Genomic DNA, 19,293 nt, shown 5'->3' on the forward strand with positions numbered 1-19,293 from the left:
TGTGACCAGCTGGCGAAGCGAGCGAGCAGTGGTACGGGGAAGGCGTTCCCTCCCGATCGCCACCGTGCGCCAACGTGTGCTCCAGTCATGAGACGAGCGCGGGTGGGGAGAACAGCTCGCCGGCTGCCAGCGTAGGCTGGCGAGCCTCGAACGCGTTACAATCCGGCCCGAGAAGAAAGGGGCAGGGTATGGGATTCATCGGAATGCAGCCAGAGCCGCTGACGCCCCGTGGGCGAGCGATCGTGCTCACGGCGGTAATCCTGGCGCTCCTCTTCATCGTCGTGTGGGGTGCGGGGATCGTCCTCATGCTCCACAATCCCGGGCAGGGGACGGTCTGTCTCAGCGGGCGGTGCTGGTAGACGCGTTCACTGCCAGTGCGGGCGTTCGCCACGGCGTTTCTGCATGAGGACGCCGTGGCGATTGCGTCCGTAGTAGTGGCGGACCTCGGCGATCGGCACGTAGCCGAAGCGACGGTAGAGCGCCTGGGCTGGCCCGTTCTTGTCCTCGACCATCAAGGTGTAGAGATCAGCCGCAAGTTCCTGCTCCAGCGCGGCGAGCAGGAGCGCACCGATCCCGCGCCGTCGCCAAGCTGGTGCCACGCAGAGGTTGAGGACACGCGCATGGCGGCCGCGCTGGTCTCCCACCACGCACCCGACGATCTCGTCCGCGATCCGTGCGACCAGCACCCGAACACCAGGCCAGAGCCAGAGAACGACGAGGGCCCACAGGCTGTACGCCTGGCGCAGCTCGAAGCAGGCACGCTGGAGCTGGGCGAGTTGGGGAAGGTCACGGAAGCTCGCTGGTTGGACCCAGAGCTCCTGGCCCGCGATCCGTTCGATAGTCACCAGGCGAACCGTTTGCCCGGCCACCGCTCCTCCCCCCGAGGCCACCATGATACCGTGCCGAGCGGGCACTGGTGCCGGCGTCGGACCTCTTCGCGTGGGGCGCACCCCCTCGTTCCGGGGAAGGTTACCGCTCCTGCCAGCCGGTGATCGAACGCGGGTGGCATCACACGCGTTCCTTCAGCTGGACCGGCGTTCAGCCTGGCTACTGCCGGGTTGGGCGATCACGATCTCGTAGCAGCCTTTGCCGCGCCGTTTGGCGGCATAGAGCGCCTGATCGGCACTGAGCAGCAGCGCGCCACTGTCGGGCATCGGACGGCCAGTGGCCACTGCTGCTCCGATCGAGAGACCCATGCGTATCTCTTGCTCGCCGCACCGGATGGGGGATGCGAGAGCAGCCAGCAAGCGTTCGGTAACGACCCGGACATCGTGCTCTCCCGTGACACCATCGAGGAGGACCGTGAACTCGTCGCCGGCGAAGCGGGCGACCGTGTCACCGGCGCGCACCTGCCGGCTCAACCGAGCGGCGGCCTCCTGCAGCACGACGTCCCCCACCGCGTGTCCCCAGGTATCGTTCACGCGCTTGAAGTCGTCCAGATCGAGAAAGAGGACGGCGATGCCTCCACCGTCCCGATCGGCGCGGGCCACGGCATGCTCCAGCCGGTCGAGGAACAGGAGTCGGTTGGGTAAGCCGGTCAAGGGATCGTGGAAAGCGCGGTGACGGAGTTCTTCCGACTCCTGCCAGCGTTCCAGCGCCAGCGCTGCGAGCTGCGTGGCGAGCTCGAGCAGCCGTTCCTCGTTCGGCTGCGGGCCGCGTGGCTCGCTGGCGTACAGAGCAACCGTTCCGAGCACGTTCCCGCTCGTACCGCGGATCGGCGTGGACCAGCAAGCCCGCAAGCCAGCTTCCAGCGCGGCCTCCCGATAGTCGGCCCAACGGGGATCGCTGGCGATATCCTCGACGAAAATCGGTCGATCGAGGTAGGCGGCGGTGCCGCAACTTCCGGCCTGGGGACCGATCGGGAGGCCGTCGATCGCAGCGAGGTACCGTGGAGGCAGGCTGGGTGCCGCGCCGTGATAGAGTCGGTCATCGGACCCGAGCAGGAGGACCGAGCAGCGGAGGCCCGGAGCCTGCTGCTCGACGAGGCGGCAGAGGAGTTCGAGTATCTCGCTCAGGGGAGCCGCTTCCGCGATGAGGCGCAGCAGGGTCGTCTGGGCGAAGAGCAGTGCCTCAGCGCGCTTGCGCTCGGTCACGTCGATCAAGAGTCCGTGCCAGAAGAGTGGCTTGCCCTCGGCATTCCGCACCATGACGGCGCGATTCTCCAGCCAAACCCAGCGACCATCCTTGCGCTGGAACCGGTACGTCGCCTCGAACGGTTCGCCGGTTTCGTCCGTCCGCACGGCTTCGGCGAAGACGCGCGGCTGGTCATCCGGGTGCATGCGGCTGAACCAGAGGCCGGGAGTTGCCAGGAACTCCTCGCGGCTGAACCCCGTTACCTCCTCGATCCGCTGACTGAGGAAAGTCACTGGGTAATGGAGCGAACCATCCGGCAGGACGACCGGCTCGGCTGACGTAACGAGCACCGCTGCTGGGATCTGCTCGACGAGTGTGCGGTAGCGTTCCTCGGCCTCGCGGAGCGCTTCCTCGGCCTGTTTCCGCTCGGTGACATCGAGCATGACGCCCTGCCAGTAAAGCGGTTTCCCCTGATCGTCGCGGACGAGGCGTGCGGTGCTCTCGATCCAGCGGACTTCACCGTCACGACGAAGGATCCGAAACTCGCTCCGGAATCGACCCGTCGCCCATGCCTCCCGCGTTTCCTGCCGGACGCGTGGATAATCTTCCGGATGGATCGCCTGGACCCAGAGCGTGCGATCCTGCTGGTGTTCCTCTGGCCGGTAGCCGGTGAGCTGCTCCACTTGCGGGCTGACATAGAGAAGCGGCCGAGCCAGTCGGCCGTCCGGGTAACGGACGGGCTGCGCACCCTCCAGATAGACGACAGCCGGCAACTGCTCGACCAGTGTCCGGTAGCGTTCCTCCGCCTCGCGGAGCGCTTGTTCAGCGCGCTTGCGCTCGGTGATGTCCATGAGGACGGCCTGGCGCGCTTGGATCGTTCCGTCCGGAGCACGGATCGGACGGAGTTCATGCCAGAGCCAGACGGTCCGACCGTCTTTGTGTAGGAACCGGTATTCGAGCTGGAGCGGTTCACCGGTCGCTTCGTGCTGCCAGAAGGCGTCCAGAACCCGCTCGCGGTCCTCGGGATGCAGCCGACGCGCCCAGATGCCGAGTTCTTTCCATTCCTCGGGCGTATAGCCGGTCACTGCCTCGATTTGCGGGCTGACGTAGGTCGTTTCGTATCCCGGCAGACCGTCGGGGAGACGCTGGGCCCGTGCGGTGACTCGGATCACCACGGCGGGGAGCTGCTCCACCAGTGTCCGATAATGGGCTTCCGCGGCCCGGAGCGCTTCTTCTGCCTGTTTGCGCGCGGTGATATCGGTCAGCAGGACCTGACGATAGAGCGGTTTACCGTCCTGATCATGGATGACCTTGGTCTGATGCCAGATCCAGATGAGCGTTCCGTCCTTGCGATAGAGGCGGTACTCCAGTTCGAGCGGCTCAGCTGCCGCTTCGGAAGCCAACACGGCCGCGAAGACACGGTCCCGGTCGTCCGGATGGATCTGACGCGTCCAGGTCCCAGGGACCAGCCACTCTTGGGAGGTGAATCCGGTGAGACGCTCGATTCCCGGGCTGACATAGTGGATGTCGAACTGACGCGAGCCGTCCTCGCGCAATTCCGAGGAGGCGGAGCGAATCAGAACGGCACCCGGCAACTGCTCGACGAGCGACCGGTAGCGTGCTTCTGCTTCCTGCAGTGCGAGCTCCGATTCCTTTCGCCGTGTGACATCGAGGAGCAGCACCTGGCGGAGCCGCGGTGTTCCGTTCGCGTCACGCAGGATCCGCGTTATGTGCCAGAGCCAAATGGTGCGTCCGTCTTTGCGAATGAATCGGTACTCGATGTCCAGCGGCGAGCCGGTGCGCTCTGACTCAGCCTGAGCGGCGAGAACGCGCTCGCGATCGGCGGGATGGATCTGTCGTGACCAGCGCCCGGGCTCCTGCCACTCGGAGGCGGTAAACTCAGTCAGCCGCTCGATGTTCGGACTAATGTAGAGGATTTCATAGGTTAACGAGCCGTCGGGAAGTCTACGAGATTCGGGTGACCGGAGGATGACTGCGCCGGGCAGTTGCTCGACCAGTGTGCGGTAGCGCTCTTCCGCCCCGCGGAGCGCTTCCTCGGCTCGCTTGCGAGCCGTGATGTCGGTTAACAGGACTTGACGATAGGGCGGTATCCCGTCAGCTGCTCGCACGACGTGGGAGATGCTCCAAACCCAGACGACCGACCCGTCCTTGTGCAGGAGGCGGTACTCGAGGTCGAGCGACTCGCCTGTTCGGTCAGCCGTCGTGATGGCGGCCAGCACGCGCTCGCGATCGTCGGGGTGCAGCTGCGCGAGAAACCGCTCGGTCGTCCACTCCTCGGGCCTGAATCCGGTCAGGCGCTCGATCGCCGGGCTCACATAGATGTTGAGCATGCCCCGCTGGAAAGCTTCCCTGTCCGGCACGAGTGGACGAATGAGCACGACACTGGGGAGCTGCTCGACCAACGTGCGGTAGCGCAGCTCGGCTTCGCGCAGCTGCTCGAGGAGTTGGCGCTGTTCGGTCACATCGATCGTGACGAGAAGGAGATACCGTGGTCGGCCGCCCTGGTCGCGGACGAGTGCTCCTTCCTGGCGCAGCCACACCCAACGACCGTCCTTGTGCCGGAAGCGATACTCCAGTGGCTGCTGTGGTCCTACCCGATACCACCGCTCGGCTTCAGCGAGTACCCGTTCGCGGTCTTCGGGGTGAATGTTGCGCATCCAGACACCGAGCTCGCTCCACTCTTCCGCGGTATACCCCGTGAGATCGACGATGCGTGGGCTGACGAACAGTGTCCGCCAGCCGAGCGTCCCATCCGATAAGGCCACCGGCTCCGGTTCCACGATCGTCACGGCTCCTGGATGGTGCTCAGCGAGGAGCCGGAACCGCTCTTCCGACTCACGCTGTGCCGCCTCAGCCTCTTTTTCTGCAGTGATATCGAGGAGCAGCGACTGCCAGGCGAGCGGTTCCCCGTCCTGATCGAGCAGGAGTGTGGCCTCGTGCCGGATCCAGACCGTGCGACCGTCGGCTCGCACCAGCCGGTATTCGACCGTTCGCGCGGCTCGCTCGCGCAGGCATCGTTCCAGGCAACTCAACACGTGCGGGCGATCGTCCGGGTGGACGAGGCGCATCCACAGGCCCGGCTCGTGCCAGGCTGCTGGGGGATAACCGGTCAGTCGCTCGATCTGCGGGCTGACGTAGATGAGGTCAAAGGCTGGCGTTCCGTCTGCTCTCCACCGGGGTTGTGCTGAGACGACGAGGAGCGCCCCCGGCAACTGCTCGACCAGTGTCCGGTAACGTTCCTCCGCATCGCGGAGTGCTCGCTCGGTCTCCTTTTGGGCGGTGACGTCGATGAGCAATCCTTGCCAGGCGAGCGGCTGCCCGGTCGCATCGCGCAGCTGGACTGCACGCTCGCGTATCCAGCGGACGGAACCGTCGCACCGCACGATCCGGTAATCGACGTCGCACAGTTGCCCAGTCTCGTCGGTGCGGAGCATTTCCGCTTCGTATCGTCCCCAGTCATCCGGGTGGATGAGCCGAGCGAAGAGCGTCGGATCGGCCAGAAACTGACTCGCGGGGTAACCGGTCAGCTCTGCGACTTCGTCGTTGAGATAGCGGAACGGATAGGAGAGCAGCCCATCGGGGAGCCTGATCGGTTCGGGCTCACGGACGTAGAGGACCGCGGGCATCGTCTCGACCAGCGCCCGCAACCGCGCCTCGACTTCCGCTCGAGCCCGCTCGGCCTCCTTGCGCTCGGTGATGTCGAGCATGACGCCGTGGATGAAGGTACACCCGGACTCGTCCGTCCGGACCCGTCCCCAATCCTGGACCCAGACGATCGAGCCGTCGCGGCGAACCATCCGGTACTCGAGCGAGAACTCCTTGCCCTCTCGCACTGCGCGCTCGATCGCTGCGGTTATCCAGGGCCGGTCCTCCGGATGGAGGTGGCGTCGCCACATGCCGCGTTCAGCCAGCCATTCCTCCGGCGTATACCCGAGCAGGCGTTCGATCTGCGGACTCACATAGGAAGTCTCCACGGTATCAGCGGCTGTTGCACGGTAGACGACGACCGGCACGAGTTCGACCAGGTCGCGGTAGCGCTGCTCGGCCAAAGCGGCCCGGCGTTCGGCTCGCCGACGGACCGTGATGTCGCGCATGCGCAAGACGTGGGCGACTGTTGCTTGACCAACGTGCACCGGGAGATAGTCCAGGCTGAGCACTGCACCGTCGCGGCGCTCGAGTTCGAGTTGGTGGAGCGCGCGACCTTCTGCCACGCTCGCGTGCAGGGCATCGATCACCGCTCTCGCAGAGGGGAAGTAGTCGAGCAGACGCTCGACCACGACCGACCACGGCGTCCCCAGCGGAAGCTCCGATTCTCGACTGGCCAAGAGCCGGACAGCGGGAGCGTTCCGGTACCGGAGCAACGCAGTGTGGTCGAAGACGAGCAGTCCGATCTCGATCTCGTGGATCAGGAAACGGCCCAGCCAGCGCTCGAGTTCTTCCTCGTCCTCGAACGACGGTAGCGCATCGTCTGCTCGCAGGCGCAGCAGCCAACTGCTCGTCCCGAACTCGCCGGGAATGCAGGCGGCGTCGCAGCGCTGAAGCGTGCTGTCTCGTTGGAGCGTCACTGCTCCCCAGGCTGGCTCACCGCGACGAGCAGCCTGGAGCATCGCCTCGACGGCTGCGCGATCTCCGGGAAGCACCGCGTCACTGAGCAGCGTGCCGACCGGCACGAGGTCACTCGGGCTGGCCTCGAGGACCCGCCCGTTCGCATCGAGCCGCAGAAGCAGCATTGTCTTCGTCAGGAGAGCTTCCACGTCACCTCGTCCCGGGTCGGTACCGACCGGACAGTATACGTGACCGGCGTGACCCTCAGCCAAGAGTGTCGGCGGGTGAGACCAGCTGGGGAGTCACCGATTGGTACCGATTTCCGCGGCCAAGAAGGGGTACGAATTTGCCAGTACAAACGCGGGATTCCAACGCGTGCGAGGGGGGAGTGTTTTCCGGGGCCGGTTCATGTTTCCACGACTGCTGACGCGCACCGGTCGTCGGTGGTCCGTCACCGGTTTCCCGTTGCTGGCATTACCCAGCGCGGCACGCTCCCGCGGAGCCTAGCGAGGATGGGGAGCAGGCGCTCGAGTACAATGACCGGGTGTGCTGGGAACGAGCGGAGCGATGAGCGAGCCGAGCACCATGCCAGTCGAAACGCGTCCGGATCGTTCGCTCTTGGAGCGACTTCCGCCAGCGCTCCACGATATCAATGATCGCCTCGCTCGCTCGTTCGCGGCTGCCGGGCACGAGCTGTACCTCGTCGGTGGTGTCGTACGCGATCTCCTCCTCGGTCGTCCGGTGACCGATCTCGATTACGCCACGTCGGCGCATCCGGAAGAGACCAGGTGTCTCGGCGAGGAAGCGGGCGCGGAAAGCATCTATACCGTGGGGGAGGCGTTCGGGACGATCGGGCTCGTCTTCGCTGGGGTGACGGTCGAGATCACGACGTATCGGACAGAGTGGTATCCCACGCTCGACCGGCGCCCGGCCGTTCGCTTCGGCGACAGCCTCCTGGAGGATCTGGCACGCCGCGATTTCACCGTCAACGCGATGGCCGTGCATGCGGTGACCGGTGAACTCATCGACCCCTATGGGGGGCAGCTCGACCTGGAGCGCCGGCTTTTGCGAGCGGTGGGCGACCCCTTCGAACGGTTCCGCGAGGATCCGCTTCGGATCCTGCGTGCCGCCCGCTTTGCGGCGCAACTCGGTTTCGAAGTCGAAGCGCAGACGCGCTTGGCCATGCAGGAGCTGGCCAGCGAACTCCAACGAGTCAGCGTGGAGCGGATCGCGCTGGAGCTGAACCGGCTGCTCGTCGCGCCAGAACCGGATCGCGGGCTGGAGCTGATGCGTCAGACCAGGCTCTTGCCCGTCGTGCTGCCAGAGCTGGTTCCCTTGGCCGAGGACCCGGGAGATCGGCGGCACAAGGACATCTGGCGCCATACGCTGCAAGTGGTTCGCCAAAGCCCGCCGCGTCTCGCCGTACGGTGGGCGGCCCTGCTCCACGACGCTGCCAAGCCGATGACGCGGACGATCGACGAGCAGGGCGAGGTGCACTTCTTCGGGCACGAGCTCAAGGGGGCGGAGCTGGCGCGCAAAGTGCTGCGCCGCTTGCGCCAGGAGAAGGCGCTCATCGAGCGCGTGGCCCAGCTGGTCGAGCTGCACCTGCGCCCGGCTGCCTACGACGAGACGTGGACCGACTCGGCGGTGCGTCGTCTCATGGTCGAGGCGGGCGACCTCCTGGAGGACCTACTCGATCTCGTCGCGGCCGACGTGACGAGCGCACGCGCCTGGCGGCGCCGCGAGGCCCGGGCGCGGATCGAGCGCCTGCGCGCTCACATTCGCCGACTCGAAGAAGAAGCTGCGCTGGCGCAGATCAAGAGCCCGCTCGATGGGCACGAACTCATGGCGATCTTCGGCTTGCCACCGGGTCGCTGGATCGCCGAGGTCAAAAATTACTTGCGTGACCTCGTCATCGAGGGGCAGCTAGCTCCCGGCGACAAGGAGACGGCCCGGGTGCTCGCCGAGCGCTGGGTCGCTGAGCACCCGGAAATCATCGAACGAGGACAGCAGGCGCGGCGCTGACAACTGGTCGTGTCGCGCTCGACTCCGTTCCCGTGCTCTCCTCGAGCGGGCGGAACGCGCGGGCCACGCTGGCCAGTTGCGCGGCGTTTGCGCGGACCGAGGCGGCCGTCAGCCGTCAGGCGGACGCGCTCGGCCTCTTCGCCCAGTTGCTCGACGAGCGAGGCGAGTGCTTCGGCTGCCGCACTGGTATCCCGGCTCACCGTAGCGACGTCGCGCACCTGCTGGGTGACGGTGGTGAGCGTCGATGCGATCTCCTCGGTCGCGGCCGTATGCCCGTCGACGACCTGCGCAACACGCTCCAGTTCTCCGACGAGTTCGTCCTTCGCTCGGGACATCGCTTCGCTGGCTCGTCCGATCGCACTGATCTTGTCACCGATCTGCCGTGCGTTCTCGGTGAGTCGGTGCAGCGCGGCTTCTGCCTCGCTCGCCAGGGCGACTCCTTCTTCGACCTCGCGCATGCCCGAAGTCGCTTCAGCGACCATGTCATCGAGCGTGTGCAGGATCTCATCGACCAATCCGCGGATCTCCTGGGTGGTCGAGCTGGAGCGTTCGGCGAGCTTGCGCACCTCTTCGGCCACGACGGCAAAGCCCTTGCCAGCTTCCCCTGCTCGTGCAGCCTCGATCGCGGCATTGAGGGCGAGGAGATTGGTCTGTCGGGCGATCTCGTCGACCGCCTCGACCATCGCGGTGATCCGTCGGGAACGATTCGCCATCTCCTCGACGCGCGTGCCGATGCGTCGCATCCCCTCACCGGAGTGCCGGAGCGAGGCGATGGCACGGCGCACCGTTTCGCTGCCGGTGGTCGCTTCGGCGACGTTACGCTCGCTCGCAGCGATTCCGCCGCGTGCCGCGTCGGTGACAGCTTGGATACTGGCAGCCAGCGTCTGCGCCAGCTGGGCCAGGCGGTGCAATGCTTGCTGCTGGGCGCTGGCGCCGCGCGCGAGTTCGGTGATGGCACGCTGGACCTCGTCGATCGCCCGCTCGGCTGCGCTGAGGAGGTCGCTTTGGCGTACGGCGCCGCGGGAAACCGATTGCACGGCCTGGGTCGCTTCGGCAGCGGCATGGGACAAGTGCTCGCCGCTCTCGCTCAGTTGGTCGCTGATAGTGGCGGCCAGGGCAGCTGTGCGTTGGAGGCCGGTGATCGCTTGGCGCACCGCCTCTTTGAGCGGCCGGTACAAGTCGGAGAGATCGTCTTGCGGTCGCTCGGTCGTGACGCTCGAGAGATCGAACCCGACTGAATCGAGGAACTCGAAGAAAAACGCGTCGACGACTGCTTGCTGGTCCAGGTTGAAGACCTTGGCGAGTGCTCGTTCGACTCGCCACCAGCGCCAGGGTTGGAAAGGAAAGCTCCGGCGTAACTCGGCACGCACGAAGTCGAGATAGCGACCGTAGCTCCCGAGATACCACTTCATCGGCAAGTCGATCAGATTGTGCCGCGCACCGATGCGCAACCGTCGCTGGAAATACTCGAGGTCATAGCCCCGACGGGCAGCCTGAAAAATCTCGCGAAAGTAGGCGGCTTGTGACTGCTCGAGCCGACGCCGTACCTCCTCGAGTGGTAACCCACGCGCCTGGGCATAGCGCTGGAAGAAGCGAAGAGTCGGCTCGAAGCTGAACTGGTAGTCATAGAACCGCTGGGCAATACGGTCGGCGACACGTTCTGCCCACGGGGCGAGCCGTTCCAGCTCCGCTCGCTCGGCCTCGTCGAGGCCGAGGAACTGGCGCCGCTGCTCGAGCCCTGCAGGTGTCAGGCGGATGGCTTCGGCCAGATCGCGACCTTTTGCCTGATATGCCGTCATGCGTCGTTCTCTCCTTTCGTTTGTCTCACCACTGCTTCTCAAGCCCGAGTTTTGGAATAATTTCGTTTTGAAAGCCCCGGCTGCCGGTGGTGCCGGCGACGCAATCGAGGTTTCTCCCGCTCGTGAATATCGTCAGAATGCTGCGTTGTTACGAGCTTTCCTTCCTAGGAAATGAGTGACATTCCGGCGGTACGTTCGGCCCGTAGACTGCTCGATGGGGCGACGGTGGAGGGAAACTTTTCGCTCACCAGGACGATCGACGAGTGGCTTGCCGGTCGACCAGCGGCTACCCGCCGTGCGTATGCCCATGACGTGCGGGAATTCCTCGCTGCGTTAGGGGGCGAGCTGGCGCAGCTCGACGAGACGGCGCTCCGGCGATGGCTGGCGACGTTCGAGCATCGTCGGCTGGCCCGAGCGACGGTCCGGCGCAAGCTCGCGGCTGTCCGCTCTTTCCTCCGCTATCTGGCTGAACGCGGCTACCTCGAGCGAGACCTCAGCTCGGTCGTTCCCGCGGCCTTCGGGAAGCCTCCTGACCAGACACCACGGGTGCACGCGACCGAGCGTGGTCGCCTGCTCGCGACTGCGCTCCAACTGGCTGACCCGCGCCTGCAGCTCTTGCTCTGGTTGGCTGGCTGTGGTTGCCCGCTCCCGGTGATCGCGCGACTCCGCTGGCGTGATCTCGAACAGTGGAACGGGCAAGGGATCGCGTTCTGCCACGACGAACGCGAGCGAGCGTACCGGTGTGTCATTCCCGGCCTGATCTGGCGGGGGCTTCAGTCGCTCGCGGAAACGCAAGCAGGCGATGCGCTCGTCTTCGCTCATCCCGATGGTCGTCCGGTGTCACCCCAAGAGCTCGCGGAGACGATCGGTTGGCTGCTGGACGAGGCAGCCCCCGAACTAGCCACCGATCACCGGGACGACGACCGGCTCCTGACACTCAGCGAGGTGGCGCAGCGACTGGGACTTCCCGAAACGACGATCCGCTACTACCGTGATCGCTTCGCTCCCTATCTCCCGACCGTCGGTCGCGGTCGATCGCGCCGCTATTCACCGCAAGCGGTCGAGCGACTCCGTTGGATCATCGAACAACTCCACGCCGGCGTCTCTCCGGTGGAGATCGAAGCGCAACTCGGCGGAAAGACGAACGCGTTCGCGTCCACGGAGGACGAGCATCGCCTCATCGAGTCTGTCGAACGCCTCAGCCAACGGATCGCCGAATTGACGGTGAGTTTGCAGCTCGTCGCCAAGGCGCTCCTGCAGCAGGAGGGATGGTCTCCCCGCGAGCCAGGGACGGACTGAACGCTGCGCCAGGTGTCTCGGACATGCCTGCTGCGCGAGGATTCGGTTTCCTCCGGTAGCAGGAAGCGGTTCGAGCAGTGCGGAAGCGTCGCCGTGGCCAGCCGAGTGCAGCTCAGGCGTGGCGCGTGCGGGCTGCCCAGATACTGTCGGGAAAGCGGACACGAAGGTGTTCCCAGACTCCATCGAGCTGTTCGCGAGAGTGCGTCGCCAGGTAGACGGCGACTCCCCACCAATAGATGGCTTCAGCTGCCCAAGCACTGGAGGACTGTCGCGTGGCGACACGCTGGAAAAGCGCGATGGCGTCGCGGAAGCGCGCCCAGTGCAAGGCCACGTGCCCCTCGCCGAGGTCGAGGAGGTCGAGGAAGAGATCGGCTGGCAAAAAGTCCGGACTCTGGTAGCGGACAGCGCCGCGCCGGTCGAGGAAGAGGATCGTCGGGGTCCAGATGACTCCGAGTGGGCGAATCCAGTCCCGCGGATCGCGCAGGAGATCGAGCGAGAGCGGAACGAATCGCTCAGCGATCGCTGCCTGAACCGTTGGATCGGCAAAGGTCGCGGCTTCCAGCCGCGCGCAGCCTCTTCACCCTTCTTTCCAGACATAGGCGAGGATCGGTCGTCGCTCGCGACCAGCCAGTTCGAGCGCCTCGGGAAGAGAGCGTTGCCAAGCGATCATCGCCATGCACCTCCGTTGCCGCCCGCAGTATCCACGAGATGGCGAGGTCCAGCAAGCGTTTCCGGCGCGACAGGAGGGCTCCTCGACCAGCGAACGAGCGATGCTGTCGCGGTCGACGTGTTGCGAGCGCACCGGGTGGCAGCGGGGTCGTTGTGGTGGAGCCGTGTCCTGGATGGTCGCTCGTCCGGAACGGCGCCGGGCAACGCTCGGTCGCAGGTTGGTGCGTCGGCGAACGGATCGCGCTGCCCGAGTGCCGGCCAGCTGGTCGGAGCCTTTCGCGGCGCGTGCTTCCCGCCGCACGACTGGCCATTTCGGCCAGTCGCTCCTTGCGGAGCCTGGCGCAGCCTGCTGGTGACGGGAGCGAGGGGCCGGTCGAGTTCGCTGGAGCGTCGCGCACAACGAGGCCTGTCTCCACAGCCGTGAGCGGTTGTCGCCGGCTCGCCGGGCAGGCGGATGCCAGTCGGCAGGATTGCGGAGCAGAGCGGCGTTGCGCCGTGGAGCACGGCTCATGAGCGAGCGTTGCGCACCGTGCGGCTGGTCTGCGCAACAGTGGGGCATCGGGACGTCGAGCGGTGAACCGGGAATGGGCGGAGAGCGCTCCCAACGAGCTGGATGCCTCGATCGAGCTTTCCCGGCAGCGTTCAGCCAGGCGATGATCCGTCCGTACACTCCGTCCGGACACCGATCGGAGTTGACAGAATCTACTTGCACGGTGGGGTGTCCGTGCATATGCTTGTGGACAACTGTGGGGGAAGGTGGGGATAAGTGGGGGATCCTGTGGAAAAGTGCCGGGCAACTGTTCCCCCGCAGGCCTGACGAACGAGGGCAGAGCGGTGTTCCTTGGCCGTTTCACCCATGCGATCGACGACAAGGGGCGGTTGGCTATCCCCGCCCGGTTTCGCGAAGCCTTCCGCGGCCAAGGTGTCCTGACGCGCGGGATCGATCGGTGCCTGACCTTGTACCCGATGGACTCCTGGCAGCCGCTCGCCGAGAAGGTCTCCTCCCTCTCCATCAGCGATCCGGATGCCCGCGCCTTCCGACGCATGGTCTTTGCCGAGGCGACGGTGGTCGAGTTCGATCGTCAAGGTCGCATCCTCCTGCCACCCGAACTCCGCGCGTACGCTGGCCTGGAGCGGGAAGCGATCGTCGTCGGTGTGCATTCCTACGTCGAGATCTGGAGTCCGGAGAATTGGGCTGCGCAAGCCGAGCTCCTGGCTGCCGAGGGGCCGTCGATCGCCCAACGCCTGGCGACGCTGATCTGAGAAAGGAGGCGGGCCGGGCATGAGCGAACGCGCACGACTCGCGCTGGAAGACCCACTGTCGACCACACACGAGCCGGTCCTGCTGAGCGCTGCGCTGACCTTTCTGGCTCCTCGCGATGGCGGCCGCTACATCGATGCGACCTTCGGCGGTGGTGGGCACAGCCGCGCCATCCTGGAGGCCAGCGCACCGAGCGGGCAGGTGCTTGCCATCGATGCCGACCCGGCTGCAGTCGCTCGTGCCCGCGCGCTGGCTGAGCGCTACCCGGGACGGCTCCTGCCCTGCCATGGTAACTTCCGCGATCTGGCGCGTCTTGCCCAGTCGTACGGATTCGTTCCGGTCGATGGCATCCTTTTCGATCTCGGCTTGAGTTCCGACCAACTGGCCGACCCAGCTCGTGGTTTTTCCTTTCAGCTGGCCGGGCCGCTGGACATGCGCTTCGACCCCACCAGCGGTGAACCAGCGGCCGTCATCGTCAACACGTGGTCAGCCGAGGAGCTGGCCGAACTTTTCTGGCAGTATGGGGAAGAGCCGCGGGCGTGGGCCATTGCCCAGACGATCGTTGCCGAGCGCGCGCGCCAGCCGATCGAGACGACGACCCAACTCGCGGCTTTGGTCGCGCGCGTCGCCGGTAGCCGGCGCGAGCGAATCCATCCCGCGACGCGCGTTTTCCAGGCCTTGCGCATCGCGGTCAACCAGGAACTCGAGGCGCTCGCTGCCGGACTGGCGCAAGCGGTGGAACTTTTGCGTCCCGGGGGGAGGCTGGTGGTGATCGCTTTCCACTCGCTGGAAGACCGTCTCGTCAAGCAGTTCTTCCGGCGCGAGGCAGCGGCGTGCCTCTGCCCGCCGGGCACGCCGGTCTGCATCTGTGGGCACCGGCCGCGCTTGCGTCTCCTCACGCCGCGTCCGGTGCGCCCGAGTGCGGAGGAGATCACACGCAACCCGCGCAGCCGGAGTGCCCGGCTGCGAGCTGCCGAGCGGATAGCGCACGATGGTCGCTGAGCCGGTCGATCGCGCTGCTGCACCGGTACGGCCGACGCCGGTGGGAAGACGAGTAGCCCCACGGCGCAGTCGTGCCTGGCTCGGCGTCTTGCTGGTCCTGGTCGCGGCAATAGGCGGACTGTGCCTGCTCTACCTGGAACAAACCAGCCGGGTGGTCGAGCTCGGCTACGAGCTGACGCGGCTCCAGCGGAACCGCGATCAGGTAGCGCTGGAAGTGGCTGCTCTCCGCTACGAGCTGGCGCGGCGGCAGTCGCTCGCCCGCGTGGAGGAGCTCGCTCGGCGCGAGTACGGCATGGTGCCGCTCCGCAAGGCGGAGTCGCTCCGTCTGGCGCGGCCGGCTCCCCTGCCGACACCGGTTCCTCCACCGAGGAGCGAGCGATCCTGGTGGCAACGGGTGCAGGACGCGCTGCTCGGGGTCGGTCATGCGGAGGCGGAGACGACACCATGAGCGATCTCGCGACCTGGCGACTCCGACTGATCTTCGCGGCGCTTGTGCTCCTGGCGAGTGGGATCGGTTATCGGGTCGTCTCCTTCGCGGTCCTCCAGGGGCCGGTGCTCGCTCAGCGCGCCGAGGCCTTCCGCTTCCGCGAGGACGTCGTACCGGCTCACCGCGGCGAGATCCTGGATGCGCGTGGGCGAGTGCTGGCGACCGACGTGCCGGCCGATCGTGTCTCGGCGATCGTGCGCGAGGTCGAGGATCCGCAACGCACAGCTCAGCTCCTCGCGCCCCTCATCGGGCGACCGGCTGAGGAGATCCTGGCCGCGCTCACCCAGCCGGGTCGCGAGTGGGTGGTGCTCCAGCGCCAGCTCGATCCGGCAGTCTCCGCCCAGATCCGAGCGCTCGATCTGCCAGGGATCGTGCTCGACCCCGAGCCGAAGCGGGCCTATCCGATGGGTGACTTCGCCTCGCAGGTCCTCGGCTTCGTCAATTGGGAGTATCGCGGCGCTTACGGTTTGGAAGCCCAGTACGATGCGGTGGTCGGCGGTGTACCTGGCCAGCTGGTCGGCGAGCGTGATCTGGCTGGCAACGTCATCGCGTTGGCGCCCAGTTCCTGGAATCCACCGCAGGACGGTGCGACGCTCGTTTTGACCATCGACAGTGCTGTGCAATACCTGGCCGAGTCGATCCTCGAACGGACGATCCAGGACCAGCGTGCGGCTGGTGGGACGATCATCGTGATGGACGTACGCACCGGGGCCATCCTCGCGATGGCCAACCGGCCTTCGTTCGATCCCAACCGGTTCCGGGAAGTGACCGACCCGTCGCTCTTCGCGAACCCGGCGATCGGAGCAGCCTACGAGCCGGGTTCGACCTTCAAAGTCATCACCTTGGCGCTGGGCCTGGACGCTGGTGTGATTCAGCCGGAGACGGTGGTCGACGGTGGAGCATACCGGGAGTTGCCCGATGGGACGCGGATCTTCAATGCGCTGCACCAGGTGTTCGGCCCGGAAACGATGACCGAGGTGCTGATCCATTCGAGTAACGTCGGGGCGATGGAAGTCGCTGATCGGCTAGGGCCAGAGCGGTTCGCGGAAGGAATCCAGCGCTTCGGGTTCGGCCAGCCGACCGGAGTCGATCTCCCCGGTGAGATCGGCGGGATCGTCAATCTGCCAGGAAGTCCAGGCTGGTCGCTGACGACGTTCTATACGACCTCGTTCGGGCAAGGGATCGCGGTGACACCGCTCCAGCTGGTCACGGCGGTAGCGGCGATCGCCAATGGTGGTGTGCTGATGCGACCGTACGTCGTCCAGGAGATTCGCCGAGGGGATCGTGTCCAAGTGGTCCAGCCTCAGCCGGTCCGACGGGTGATCAGCGAGGAGACGGCACGCACGCTCACCGCGATGCTCGCTGAGGTGATGGACAGCTACGCTGGGCGCTTCGCGGTTCCAGGCTACCGGATCGCAGCCAAGACGGGAACGGCTGAGATACCTGGTCCGCAGGGATACGAGCGCGGCGAAGGCGCGACGATCGCCTCGGTGGTCGGTTACGGACCGGTGGAAGACCCGCGCTACTGCGTGCTGGTCAAGATCGACCGGCCCAAGGGCTCGCCCTGGGGCGAGCGCGCCGCTGGCCCTGCCTTCGCCGAGCTGTTTCGCCAGCTGCTCTTGCTGAAGGGGATCCCCCCATCCCAACCGGTGACGAGCACCCCATCGGGAGGGAGCCAGCCATGATCAGCCTGCGTGATGTCCTGGACGGGACGGCCGGCATGCTGCGTGGCTCGGCGGCACCTGACCTGCTCTTCCGGCGCGTCTGGCATGATTCGCGGACGGTCGAGCCGGGTGATCTCTTCGTCGCACTGCGCGGTGAGCGACACGACGGGCACGATTTCGTCGCTGATGCGGTCCGCCGGGGTGCAGCGGGGGCACTGGTCGAGGCGCGCTGGGCTGAGGAGTTGGCCAATCTGGGAATTCCGTTGATCGTGGTGGATGACACCCTGGCCGCTCTGCTCCGTCTGGCCAGTTACTGGCGGCGCCTCTTCGCCGTCCCGGTGGCTGCCGTGACCGGAAGCGTGGGCAAGACCAGTACCAAGGAGGCGATCGCTTCGGTTCTGGCCCAGCGCTTTCAGGTCGTGCGGAGTCGGGCGAGTTTCAATACCGATGTCGGCATCGCGCTCGATCTCTTGACGATCGACCCGAACACCGATGTCGTCGTGCTGGAGTTCGGGGAGGCCTACCGCCTGGGAGAAGTGCGCGAACTGTGCGCGTTGGCTGAGCCACGGATCGGAGTGGTCACCAACGTCTCCTATGCGCACCTGGCCCGCATGGGGACGATCGAACGGATCGCCCAAAGCATCGCCGAGCTTCCCGAGTCGCTTCCCGCGGACGGTGTCGCCGTCCTGAACGGCGACGATTTCCGGGTACGGTTGATGGCTGAGCGAACGCCAGCCCGTGTCCTCCTCTACGGGCTCTCTCCCGACTGCCACGTCCGCGCCGAGGAGATCGAAAGTCGGGGGTTGGATGGGATCTCCTTCGATCTCGTCGCCTTCGGGGAGCGCAACCGCGTCCGCTTGCCGCTGCTCGGCCAGCACAGTGTCCATCATGCGCTGGCAGCGATCGCGGTCGGTTACGAGTTGGGCTTGACGCTGGAGGAGATGCTTCCCGGTTTCCACGATCCACGTGTTCAAGTGCGCCTGCTCACGGTGCCCGGTATCAACGGAGCCACCCTGCTCGACGACACCTACAATGCCAGCCCGGCTTCCTGTATGGCGGCGCTCTCGCTCCTGGCGGAAATTCCCGCGCAGCGGCGGATCGCCGTCTTCGGTGACATGTACGAGCTCGGCTGGTACGAGGAGGAAGGGCACCGGATGGTGGGGCGGCGGGCAGCTGCGGTCGTCGATCGGTTATTCACGCTGGGGCCACGGGCACGCTGGATCGCCGAAGCGGCGATCGAGGCAGGTCTGGCGCCGGAACGGGTTTGGGCGACCGATGACCGTCGCGAGTTGGTGGCTGTCCTGCGGGAGACCTTGCGGCCGGGTGATTTCGTGCTGATCAAGGGAGCGCGCGGGATGCGGATGGAGGAGATCGTGGAGGCGCTGCGCGCCGCTCAGGAAACGGAGCAGGGACGGTGATGGATCTTTTCGAAGTCCTGCGGACGCGCAGCGTCCTACCGCGCGACCCAGGAGAGAACCTGGCGCTGTCGCTCGCGCTCTCTGGTGTGGCCTTCGTCATCACGGTCGGGATCGGCAAGCCGTACATTGCCTGGTTGCGGCGGCACAAGATCGGCAAGCAGATCCGGCTGGAAGGGCCGGAAGGCCATCTGACCAAACTGGGGACACCGACCATGGGCGGCTTCATGATCACGGTGCCGGTCATCCTGTTGACGCTCCTCTTTAACCTGGCCGGGCGACTGTCCATGCTCTTGCCGCTCGGCGTCCTGATCGGCACCGCGGTGCTTGGTGCGATCGATGACCGGTTGAGTCTGGTCACCACTGGTCGCGGCGGGATGACGGCACGCTTCAAGATGGCCTGGCTGCTCCTTTTCTCGCTCGCTGCAGCGCTCGTGCTGCATTTCCCGCTCGGTCTGCGCAGTATCTATATTCCGTTCCTCGGCAAATTCGAGATCGGTCTCTGGTACCTGCCGATCGCGGTCCTCGCGATCGCCGGAACAGCCAATGCCGTGAACCTGACCGATGGGCTCGATACGCTGGCGGGGGGAACCGCGGCGGTCGCCTTCACCGCCTACGGGATCATCGCGTTCCTCCAGGGGCAGATCCAGGTCGTGACGTTCTGCTTCACCATGGTCGGCGCGATCTTGGGTTTTCTCTGGTACAACGCGCATCCGGCTCAGGTCTTCATGGGGGATACCGGCTCCCTGGCTCTCGGTGCAGCACTGGCGACCGCGGCCTTCATGACTGGCCAATGGCTTCTGCTGCCGGTCATCGGGATCGTCTTCGTCGCGGAGGCGCTTTCGGTCATCCTGCAGGTCGCCTATTACAAGCTGACGAAGGGAAAGCGGCTCCTCCGCATGGCGCCGCTCCACCACCACTTCGAACTGATCGGCTGGTCGGAGACGCAGATCACGATGCGTTTTTGGTTGATCAGTATGATGGCCGGGCTCCTGGGCATCGCGCTCGCACTGGTGTGAGCGATGGGGGGAGC

12 protein-coding genes and 1 pseudogene are annotated in these 19,293 nt (G+C 65.9%); 9 read left to right on the forward strand and 4 right to left on the reverse strand.

Going from position 1 to position 19,293, the window contains the following annotated elements:
* Window positions 1-188 precede the first annotated feature (188 nt).
* Window positions 189-359 carry a hypothetical protein gene (locus TRD_RS14780; RefSeq protein ID WP_012641460.1) on the forward strand — a complete coding sequence of 57 codons (171 nt, stop codon included), beginning with the start codon at window positions 189-191 and terminating at the stop codon, window positions 357-359.
* A 6-nt stretch (window positions 360-365) separates the two neighbouring features.
* Here TRD_RS14780 and TRD_RS00220 read toward each other — a convergent pair whose 3' ends face one another.
* Both TRD_RS00220 and TRD_RS13390 read right to left on the reverse strand, forming a co-directional pair.
* On the reverse strand, window positions 366-869 hold the full coding sequence (locus TRD_RS00220) for a GNAT family N-acetyltransferase (RefSeq protein ID WP_012641461.1): 504 nt from the start codon (window positions 867-869) through the stop codon (window positions 366-368).
* A gap of 153 nt (window positions 870-1,022) precedes the next feature.
* Window positions 1,023-6,848 carry a PAS domain-containing protein gene (locus tag TRD_RS13390; RefSeq protein WP_012641462.1) on the reverse strand — a complete coding sequence of 1,942 codons (5,826 nt, stop codon included), beginning with the start codon at window positions 6,846-6,848 and terminating at the stop codon, window positions 1,023-1,025.
* Between the two features lie 358 nt (window positions 6,849-7,206).
* Here TRD_RS13390 and TRD_RS15025 point away from each other — a divergent pair, with 358 nt between their 5' ends.
* Window positions 7,207-8,664: a CCA tRNA nucleotidyltransferase gene (locus TRD_RS15025; protein ID WP_012641463.1), complete on the forward strand. Its 1,458-nt coding sequence runs from the start codon at window positions 7,207-7,209 to the stop codon at window positions 8,662-8,664.
* A 293-nt stretch (window positions 8,665-8,957) separates the two neighbouring features.
* On the opposite strand, the pseudogene TRD_RS13400 reads toward TRD_RS15025, so the two are convergent.
* Window positions 8,958-10,463, reverse strand: a pseudogene (locus TRD_RS13400) (methyl-accepting chemotaxis protein); the annotation flags it as partial.
* A 171-nt stretch (window positions 10,464-10,634) separates the two neighbouring features.
* On the opposite strand from TRD_RS13400, the gene TRD_RS00240 reads away from it, so the two are divergent.
* Window positions 10,635-11,762, forward strand: a complete 1,128-nt coding sequence (locus TRD_RS00240) for a MerR family transcriptional regulator (protein ID WP_041435800.1) — start codon at window positions 10,635-10,637, stop codon at window positions 11,760-11,762.
* Window positions 11,763-11,874: 112 nt separating this feature from the next.
* On the opposite strand, the gene TRD_RS15030 is transcribed toward TRD_RS00240, so the two are convergent.
* Window positions 11,875-12,093 carry a tetratricopeptide repeat protein gene (locus TRD_RS15030; RefSeq protein WP_226980700.1) on the reverse strand — a complete coding sequence of 73 codons (219 nt, stop codon included), beginning with the start codon at window positions 12,091-12,093 and terminating at the stop codon, window positions 11,875-11,877.
* Between the two features lie 1,172 nt (window positions 12,094-13,265).
* Here TRD_RS15030 and mraZ point away from each other — a divergent pair.
* The 6 genes from mraZ to mraY are packed head-to-tail and all read left to right on the forward strand — an operon-like array spanning window position 13,266 to window position 19,279.
* Window positions 13,266-13,694 carry a division/cell wall cluster transcriptional repressor MraZ gene (gene mraZ, locus TRD_RS00255; protein ID WP_012641469.1) on the forward strand — a complete coding sequence of 143 codons (429 nt, stop codon included), beginning with the start codon at window positions 13,266-13,268 and terminating at the stop codon, window positions 13,692-13,694.
* 19 nt (window positions 13,695-13,713) lie between these two features.
* Window positions 13,714-14,694 (forward strand): 16S rRNA (cytosine(1402)-N(4))-methyltransferase RsmH, encoded by a 981-nt coding sequence (gene rsmH, locus TRD_RS00260; protein ID WP_012641470.1) that lies wholly within the window; start codon window positions 13,714-13,716, stop codon window positions 14,692-14,694.
* The gene (locus tag TRD_RS00265; RefSeq protein WP_012641471.1) at window positions 14,684-15,142 is read left to right on the forward strand and encodes an FtsB family cell division protein; all 459 of its coding nucleotides are present in this window, start codon (window positions 14,684-14,686) and stop codon (window positions 15,140-15,142) included. The genes rsmH and TRD_RS00265 overlap by 11 nt, the downstream gene beginning before the upstream one ends.
* Window positions 15,139-16,866 carry a peptidoglycan D,D-transpeptidase FtsI family protein gene (locus tag TRD_RS00270; protein WP_012641472.1) on the forward strand — a complete coding sequence of 576 codons (1,728 nt, stop codon included), beginning with the start codon at window positions 15,139-15,141 and terminating at the stop codon, window positions 16,864-16,866. The genes TRD_RS00265 and TRD_RS00270 overlap by 4 nt, the downstream gene beginning before the upstream one ends.
* Entirely contained in the window at window positions 16,863-18,263 is a 1,401-nt protein-coding gene (locus tag TRD_RS00275) for a UDP-N-acetylmuramoyl-tripeptide--D-alanyl-D-alanine ligase (protein ID WP_012641473.1), read from the forward strand. Before TRD_RS00270 ends, TRD_RS00275 begins: the two co-directional genes overlap by 4 nt.
* Window positions 18,263-19,279, forward strand: a complete 1,017-nt coding sequence (gene mraY, locus TRD_RS00280) for a phospho-N-acetylmuramoyl-pentapeptide-transferase (protein WP_052294019.1) — start codon at window positions 18,263-18,265, stop codon at window positions 19,277-19,279. The genes TRD_RS00275 and mraY overlap by 1 nt, the downstream gene beginning before the upstream one ends.
* Window positions 19,280-19,293: the final 14 nt, after the last annotated feature.

It is taken from the genome of Thermomicrobium roseum DSM 5159, from assembly GCF_000021685.1.
GTDB classification, from domain to species: Bacteria; Chloroflexota; Chloroflexia; order Thermomicrobiales; family Thermomicrobiaceae; genus Thermomicrobium; species Thermomicrobium roseum.

What these genes read in the sequence shown, in the direction of transcription:
- TRD_RS15025 (WP_012641463.1), top strand. Translation starts at nt 7,207, where the DNA reads ATGAGCGAGCCGAGCACCATGCCAGTCGAAACGCGTCCGGATCGTTCG.
- rsmH (WP_012641470.1), top strand. Translation starts at nt 13,714, where the DNA reads ATGAGCGAACGCGCACGACTCGCGCTGGAAGACCCACTGTCGACCACA.
- TRD_RS00270 (WP_012641472.1), top strand. Translation starts at nt 15,139, where the DNA reads ATGAGCGATCTCGCGACCTGGCGACTCCGACTGATCTTCGCGGCGCTT.
- TRD_RS00240 (WP_041435800.1), top strand. Translation starts at nt 10,635, where the DNA reads ATGAGTGACATTCCGGCGGTACGTTCGGCCCGTAGACTGCTCGATGGG.
- mraY (WP_052294019.1), top strand. Translation starts at nt 18,263, where the DNA reads ATGGATCTTTTCGAAGTCCTGCGGACGCGCAGCGTCCTACCGCGCGAC.
- TRD_RS00275 (WP_012641473.1), top strand. Translation starts at nt 16,863, where the DNA reads ATGATCAGCCTGCGTGATGTCCTGGACGGGACGGCCGGCATGCTGCGT.
- TRD_RS00265 (WP_012641471.1), top strand. Translation starts at nt 14,684, where the DNA reads ATGGTCGCTGAGCCGGTCGATCGCGCTGCTGCACCGGTACGGCCGACG.
- TRD_RS14780 (WP_012641460.1), top strand. Translation starts at nt 189, where the DNA reads ATGGGATTCATCGGAATGCAGCCAGAGCCGCTGACGCCCCGTGGGCGA.